The sequence below is a fragment of the Promineifilum sp. (SeqCode) genome, assembly GCF_041918635.1.
GTDB lineage: Bacteria > Chloroflexota > Anaerolineae > Promineifilales > Promineifilaceae > Promineifilum.
On record NZ_JAYRVJ010000421.1, the window covers coordinates 1 to 5,618 of the forward strand.

At 67.3% G+C, this 5,618-nt stretch carries 3 protein-coding genes and 1 pseudogene; 3 read left to right on the forward strand and 1 reads right to left on the reverse strand.

All coding sequences use genetic code 11. The features are described 5' to 3' along the window. The 3 genes and pseudogenes from ACE3UY_RS13075 to miaB form a co-directional block, all read left to right on the forward strand. Positions 1 to 318: pseudogene (locus ACE3UY_RS13075) on the forward strand (hypothetical protein); the annotation flags it as partial. 99 nt (positions 319 to 417) lie between these two features. Further along, positions 418 to 3,135, forward strand: a complete 2,718-nt coding sequence (locus ACE3UY_RS13080) for a hypothetical protein (protein WP_374687951.1) — start codon at positions 418 to 420, stop codon at positions 3,133 to 3,135. 70 nt (positions 3,136 to 3,205) lie between these two features. Then, positions 3,206 to 4,588 (forward strand): tRNA (N6-isopentenyl adenosine(37)-C2)-methylthiotransferase MiaB, encoded by a 1,383-nt coding sequence (gene miaB, locus ACE3UY_RS13085; RefSeq protein ID WP_374687952.1) that lies wholly within the window; start codon positions 3,206 to 3,208, stop codon positions 4,586 to 4,588. A gap of 102 nt (positions 4,589 to 4,690) precedes the next feature. Here the strand turns inward: miaB and ACE3UY_RS13090 are convergent. Beyond that, positions 4,691 to 5,618, reverse strand: a 928-nt coding sequence (locus ACE3UY_RS13090) for a DUF58 domain-containing protein (RefSeq protein WP_374687953.1), incomplete at its 5' end; no start/stop codon positions are given.

Genomic DNA, 5,618 nt, shown 5'->3' on the forward strand with positions numbered 1-5,618 from the left:
CAGGGGTACGGCATATCGCCCGATGGGCGCTGGCTGGCCGTCAGCACCCTGGAGGCGTCGGCCGACCGCGAAGGCGAGGCTGTCTGGGATGTCTATTTGCATACCATCGATGGCGCTGCCCCACACACCATGGTTATTCATGTCCCGGCAACCGGCGACGACTGGCCCGCGCACTGGCGGCTCGACTGGTCGCCCGATGGGCGCTGGCTGGCGCTGGCCGGCGGGGGCTACGTTCGTCTGGTCGCGCCCGATAACGGCTATTCCTGGCCGCTCGTGTTACCCGACCTCGCCTGCACCGCCGCCGCCTGGGTTAGTTGAGAAATCATCCGCAGATTTCGCAGATTAGGCAGATTTTAAGAGACACGTTCGCTGTAGATGTGTCATCGGTCAATGCTTCATCGAGAGGGCAAGAAGACCATGTCCGCGAACTTCGACTGGCAGACAGAAGAGGACGACCGGCGTCGTCAAACCGACTGGGATGAGACGCCGGAGCCGCCGCGCGGCGGCGGGAAACGACGCCCGCGCTGGCGGCTAATTGGGCTGATCGCCGCGCTGGCCGTGGCCGCCGGGGCGCTCGTCTGGTGGCGCGCCGCCGAGCGTATCGAGGCCACCACCCAGGCGGTGCGCACCGACGTCATCGCCAGCCACAACCTAGTGCAACGCGCCGCCAGCGACGGCGATGAGGAGATTTTCCGCTCCTTCCTCTCCGGCCGCGACCCGGCCTGGACGGCCGGCGAACTGGAGGTGTTTCGGCAGGAACTATTCGTCGATCGCGCCCCCTTCGGCCTGATGCCCGCCGAAGGCTCCCTGCCGGCCATCCTCTCCGCCCCCGAGGCGGAGACAGCCGCCGGCCAGCGTCCGGCCGATATTGAACTCTCGCCCAGCTTCGACGAGGCGGTCGTCGCCATCGACCAGCCATTCCGCACCGCGGACGGCGCGACCATCCTCCTGCAACAGACCACTGTCTACCGGCGCGGCGACCAGCGCTGGCTGCTCGCGCCGCCGCTGGAGGAGTTTTGGGGCGAGTGGCAATCGAGCCAGGGCGAGTACCTGCGCCTGATCTACCCCGGCCGCGACGAGGCCATCGGCGCGCAACTGGCCGGGGACCTGGACGCGGAGATCGCCCGCCTGTGCGACACGCTGGAGGACATCGACTGCTCGGCCGACCTGTTCCTGACCGTGCGGTTGGACACCGATCCGGCGGCGCTGGCCGCCCTCACCCGGCCGCTCGGCGCGCTGGAACGGGCGCGCCAGTCGAAGGACATCATCGAGTTGCCCGCGCCGACGCTGGTCGGGTTGCCGGCCGGCGACAGCGCCGAACAGCGCGCGGCCGGCTACGAGGCGTTGCGCCAGGGCTACACCCGCCACCTGCTCAGCGCCGTCATCGCCCAGGTAGTCGGCTGGGAATGCTGCGACGAGAAGTTGCTGTTCCAACTGCTGCTGGAGTACCAGTTGAGCGAGTTGGGGCTGGCGGAGTGGACGGTGACGGAGGCGGATTACCAGCTGATCCTGGACGAGCAGTTGCGCCTGCGCGACCTGGGCAGCTATCTGCACACCAACTTCCCCTTTGACCTGCCGCAGGAGAAGGTGCAACAGGCGCGTACGGCGGTGGATTTTCTGGTGCACAGCGTGCCCGACGTCTCGGTGGCCGAGATGATGCGGCAATCCAACCGCCGCGCGCGCACCTTTGGCCGGTTTGTGTCCGCCATCTGGCCCAACGCCGAAGAGGGACAGCCGCCGCCCGCCGAACCCAACGTGGCCTGGTGGCTCTACGCCTACCAAGGCTCGCTGACACCCGATGAGCCGGCCGTCCCGGCCGCCGAGGAAGATTTGTACCTGGCCTGCACCACGATGGGCGACTCACAGCGGCCGGAACCTTCGCTGTTCTTCCGCTATCTGCCGGAGGAAGAAACGTGGACTGAGTTGTACCGCCTCGATGGCTTCATCTGGATGAGCCCGCTGCCGGGCGCGGATTCGTTGCTCTTGCAGGAGTTCGCGCTGGCCTCGGAGGCGTGGCAGACGAGCGTCTGGCGCGACGGGCAACGCCTCGTGGCCTACGCGCCGGATGATAACACCTACGCCGTCTCGCTGGGACAGACCGACCCCACCGGCCGCCAACTCATCGCCTATTCTTTTGATCCCGACGATGGCTTTGCGAACGGGTTTCTCATCAACCTGGATGAGTGCGAAGATGGAGGCTGTTCGACCACGCCACTGCCGGCGATACCCTACTGGTCGCCCAACGGCGAATGGGCCATCTATACCGGCTCCGGCGATACGTACCCCCAGAACGTGCTCGTCAGTTTTGACCGGCGCTATAGCTTCCTGGATTCTTCGGTTCCATTCCTGCCTGAGTCGCTGGCGCTGGGGCCTGGCGACGCCGAGCCGCCCGACCTGACAGAAGTCGGCCAGGGGTACGCGCCGTTCTGGCTGGATGAGAGCACCTACGGCTACATCCGCTATCCGAGCAACGCCACTTCCCTCGCGCCCAGCGCGGGGACCGTCATCCGCACGCAAGGGGACGCGACACCGCGTGGCAGCGGCGTCGGCCTGGCGGGAAGGGGAGCAGGGACCGAGGTCGTCATCGCTACGCTGGACGACCCGACGCCGCGGACGCTCATCACCGCCGCCGATCTGGAGCAGTTCCTGCCCGACGACAACCAGATGCGCCGGCTCACCCTGGCCTACGTGGCGACGCATCCGGCCCATCCCGACACCCTCTTCATCGTCGCGCTTGACGACCTGGAGCAGCGGGCCCACGTCTTCGCCTACGACCGGACGGCGGGGCGGCCGGAATGGCGGCTGAGCCTGCTCTACGACCTCAACCACTCGCTCAGCTTCTCGCCCGACGGGCGCTACCTGGCGATGACCGGCCACGACCAGGCGACGACCTCCGGCGACAACAGCGGCGTCATGTTGCTGCACGACATTGCCGCCAACCGCACCGTTCCCTTCGTCACGCGGCTGCCGTTCTTCCTGCCCTCGGCCGTGTTGGACTGGACGGAGGACGGCCGCTGGCTGGCCGTCGCCCTGGCCGATAACCTCGTCGGCCTGGTCGCGCCGGAAGAGGAGCAGGTGCAACTGCTGTCCCATCCGTATGGAGCGTGCACCTCGGTGGCGTGGCTGGAGCCGTAGCGCAGACTGTTAGTCTGCGCTACGGCGGCGCTTGACGCCGCGCGGCCCGATCAATAGAATCCCCGGACACATGACCAAAAGCTACCATTTCTGGATCACCGGCTGCCAGATGAACTACGCCGACGCCCGGCGCGTGGCCGTCGAGTTGGAGAAACTCGGCTACCACCCCACGTCCCGCGCCGAGGACGCTGACGTGGTCGTCCTGGAGACGTGCACTGTCCGCCAGCAGTCCGAAGATAAGGCGTACCACAAGCTGCAAAGCCTGCGCCCGTTGAAGGCGCGCCGCCCCGACCTGACCGTGGCCGTCATGGGCTGCGTCGTCGGCGTGCGCGGCAACGAGGTCCTGGAGCAGCGCTTCCCCTTTGTGGACGTGTTCATGGAGCCGTCCACCGACGGCTTGCCGCTCATCAGCCACCTGACGCAGGACGGGGATTACGACCTGGAGCGGGCGGCCACCGAACAACGCCACGCGCTACAGGATGGAGAACTCCCTCTCCCTAGCCCTCTCCCAAAGGGAGAGGGAACTTCGATCTCCGCGCCGGTGGCCGTCGTCTACGGCTGCTCCCACGCCTGCACCTTCTGCATCATCCCCCAGAAGCGCGGCCGGGAGCGCAGCCGGCCGGTGGGCGAGATCGTCGCCGAGGTGCGCGCGCTCGTCGCCCAGGGGGTCAAGGAAGTCGTCCTGCTGGGCCAGATCGTGGATCGGTACGGGACCGATGTGCCTGACGGCCCCGACCTGGCCGACCTGCTGCGCGTCATCAACGACGTGGCCGGGCTGGAGCGTATCCGCTTCCTGACCAGCCACCCCAACTACATGACCGACCGCATCCTGCGCGCCGTGGCCGACCTGCCCAAGGTGATGCCCCAGATCGAGGTTCCCATCCAGGCCGGCAACAATGAGGTGCTGGAAGCGATGAAGCGCGGCTACACCCGCGAGCAGTATCGGGCGCTCGTCCACCACGTGCGCGATGTGATCCCCGACGCGGCCATCCACTGCGACGTCATCGTCGGCTTTCCCGGCGAGACGGAGGCGCAGTTCCAGGAGACGTACGACATCCTGGCCGAACTGCGCCTGGACAAGCTCCACCTGGCCCGCTATAGCCCCCGCCCCGGCACGGTCAGCGCCCGCAAGATGGCCGACGACGTGCCGGACGAGGAGAAGCGCCGCCGCTTCCACCTCATCGAGGCGCTGCAGAAAGAGGTTTCGACGGAGAAGATGCGCCGCTACCTGGGCCAGACGGTCGAGGTGCTGGTGGAAGATCGCGACAAGGGGCGCTGGCGCGGGCGCACGCCGCACAACAAGCTCGTCTTCTTCGACGACCCGCGCGACCTGCGCGGCCAGCTCGTGCCCGTCCGCGTCACCCACACCGGGCCGTGGAGCATGTCGGGCAAACTCGCCGAGCGCCCCGCCCCGGCCGCCGTCGCCGAGCCTATTCTCTTGAACGTGCTATAAGAGCTCACGCAAAGAGCGCCAAGAAAACCAGGAACGCAAAGCCCAGAAATCTCTCCGGGCTTTGCGTTCTTTGCATCTTGGCGCTCTTTGCGTGAGCCTCTTCTAGACCGTAAAGTACCCAGGCTGGGTCGCGCCGCGGCTGAGGGCGGAGGTCAGGTCGTCGCCGTTGTTGACCATGTAGGCCACCTGCCCGCTGGCGCGCAGCAGATAGTAGAGCGAATCGGCCGAGCGCGGCCCGTAGAACGAGGCCGGGTTGACCAGGATAGTCACCACCCGCAGCCCACGCCGCGTCAGTTGGCGCGCCGCCACCGACCACTCCTCCCGCGTCAGCGGCGTGACGACGATGACCGTCGTGCCGCGCGGGAACAGGTGGGTCTCGGTGTAGAGCATGTCGTGGATGGGCACGTCCCCCTCCGCCCGCAGCACGGCCAGCGTCTCCAGGATGCGGTTGAACTGCCGCTCGCCGCGGTCGGGTTGCAGAATCTCGTTGGACTGCCCATAGGCCAGCATGCCCACCGCCCGGTCACGCCGCAGGAAGTATTGAGCCACCGAGGCGGCGATGGTCACGGTATACTCTTCGGTGGACTCCGGCAGTTGGAAATCCTGCATCTTCAGCCAGCCGGGGATATCGCCGGGGGGCGGCGTCGGCGGGGCGGCCTGTTTGCGCGGCGCGACGTGGCCGTAGACCGACATATCGGGCACGACCCAGATGTCGGCCAGCGGGTCAAGCTCGAACTCCTTGACCACCAGCCGGTCGCGGCGGGCCGTGCTACGCCAGTGAATGCGGTTAAAGCTGTCGCCCGGCTCATAGTCGCGCACGCCGGAGGCATTGGTGGTGATGTAGTGGGTGCGCCGGCGTAGCGCGTCGCCGCCGGGCAAGATGCCGACTGGCAGCGCGAACTGGTGGATGTCGAAGGTCATGGGGAAGACGACGACGTTGCTCGTCGGCGTCAGGTCGCGCTCCAGCGGAAAGAGGCCGAACGGGTCGCTGGTGCGCAGCCGGACGGGGCCTAACTGGTAGCGGCCGCGC